Raw genomic sequence first — 1,659 nt, 5'->3', positions numbered from 1 at the left:
GCCTCGGTGTTTCGCGGCGCTTTCAAAGTCGGTGACTGGGCGTCATCTCATGAAGAAGGTGCCCCGTTGACCTGCGATGATCCGGCTTGTCTAGGGTCGGTTCGTCGACAGGTGGGGGCACCTTTCACGTGCAGGGTAGCGAGTGGAGCCGGGGTCTGGCCATGTCGGGGGACGGGAAGGGGCAGGTCGGGCATGTGGGCGGTGTGCATCTGCGGTTGCTGGCGGAGCGGACCGGGCTGACCGGCGCGCTGTCGGCGGCCCTTGCGCGGCCGGGGTTCGTGCCGGTCCATGACCGGGGTCAGGTCATGGTCGATCTCGCGGTGGCCATCACGCTCGGGGCGGGGTGCATCCGCGATGTCCGGCTCCTGGAGCATCAGCGGCCGGTCTTCGGCCCGGTCGCGTCCTTCCCCACCGTGTGGCGGGCGTTGAAGGAGACCGACGAGCTGGGCTTGGCCCGGATCGAGCGGGCCCGTGCGGCGGTGCGCCGTCACGTGTATGAACTGCTGCGACAGAGCCCCGAGGGGTTTCCCGAAGTGATGGTCGAGGGGGCGCCCTTGACCGGCTGGACGGTGATCGACAGCGACGGGACGCTGATCGCGGCACCGTCGGAGAAGGAAGGGGCCCACGGCACCTACAAGGGCTTCCTGGGACATCACGTGTTCGTCGCCGCGTGTGACAACACCGGCGAACAGCTCGCCGCGACGCTGCATCCGGGCAACGTCAGCGCCAACGACGCGGACGTGAACATCGACATCCTGACCCGCGCGGTGGCCCAACTTCCCTGGTGGCGGCGGCAGAAGATTCTCTTCCGGGTGGACGGGGCGGGCTTCTCCCACCGGCTGATCGACTGGATCGCCTCCGCGGGCGGCCGCAAGAGCCCGACCTTCCGTTGGGAGTACTCCGTCGGCTGGGCCTTCACGATGCGTGAACAGGCCGCCATCGAGGTCTGTGATGCGCACGGTCTGTGGCAGCCGGCCGGCGGTGGCGCGGACGGTGCCGTGCGCGAAGACGCGCTCGTCGCCGACATCACCGCCCTGCTCGGCGACCTTTCGGGCTGGCCCCCGCATCACCGGGTGATCGCCCGCAAGGAGCCCCTGCATCCCCGCTACCTCAAGGACGCCAGCCCGTACGAGACCGAGAAGGGCATGCGCTACCAGACCTTCGCGACCAACCACCGCCGCGGTCAGATCGCTCACCTCGACGGCCGGCACCGCAAACATGCCAGGGTCGAGCCCAAGATCCGCGATCAGAAAGCGTCCGGGATGGGCCTGCTGCCCTCCCGTGAGCTGGGCGTGAACGCCGCCTGGCTGACCGCGACCACCCTCGCCGCCGACCTACGCCGCTGGCTCCAACTCCTCGCCCTGGACGGCGAACTCACCAAGGCGACCCCGAAGACCCTGCGCTACCGCATCCTCCACGTGCCCGCACGCCTCGTGCACGGCCAGCGAAAACGCCGCCTCAAGCTCCCCGACACCTGGCCCTGGGCCACGGCGATCATCCGGGCCTTCACCCGGATCCTCGCCCTGCCCCACCCCACCTGACCAGCACGAACGATCCCGCCAAGCATCGAGAGGAGGCCACCGGCAGACCCCGGGCCCGTGGAACCCGGCGTCATCCGGCACGACAGCCGACGCGCACCCCTGACCGGCACCACCCACG

At 69.6% G+C, this 1,659-nt stretch carries 1 protein-coding gene; it reads left to right on the top strand.

Annotated elements, in window-relative coordinates; genetic code table 11:
• Positions 1-161: 161 nt before the first annotated feature.
• Positions 162-1,541 carry an IS1380 family transposase gene (locus ACWD6R_RS40465; protein WP_451823324.1) on the top strand — a complete coding sequence of 460 codons (1,380 nt, stop codon included), beginning with the start codon at positions 162-164 and terminating at the stop codon, positions 1,539-1,541.
• The last annotated feature ends 118 nt before the right edge of the window (positions 1,542-1,659 follow it).

The organism is Streptomyces sp. NPDC005151 (assembly GCF_053599875.1).
Note: the sequence above shows the minus strand (reverse complement) of the source record. Positions and strands in the feature narration are given on the sequence as shown.